Here is a 311-nt window from a genome sequence, read left to right on the forward strand (position 1 = left end):
ATACCTGGTCTACACTGGGGATACCTTTTTGGTATCTTACTTGGCTCTGTGATTCTAGGAGAAATTTTTGGATTGATGTGGACACGAAAGCGGCGACAGAAAAAGAAAGGTAAACAGATCGCTGGTACGAAAAAAACTGGTAAGAGTAGATCTGTTAGCACGAATAGTGGGGTGCGTAAGGCAAGAGCAAAAACAACGAGTAAAAAATTGACCGATGCACAGATTCTCCAAGCTGATGTAGATACACTATCAGGAACAGATTTTGAACGATTAATGGAGCTTTATTATATAGATCAAGGTTACTCAGTACA

1 pseudogene is annotated in these 311 nt (G+C 39.9%); it reads left to right on the forward strand.

Going from position 1 to position 311, the window contains the following annotated elements:
* Nucleotides 1-72: 72 nt before the first annotated feature.
* A pseudogene (locus L696_RS0117440) lies at nt 73-311 on the forward strand (restriction endonuclease); the annotation flags it as partial.

This window comes from Paenibacillus maysiensis (genome assembly GCF_000520815.1).
In the GTDB taxonomy this organism is placed as follows: Bacteria; Bacillota; Bacilli; order Paenibacillales; family Paenibacillaceae; genus Paenibacillus; species Paenibacillus maysiensis.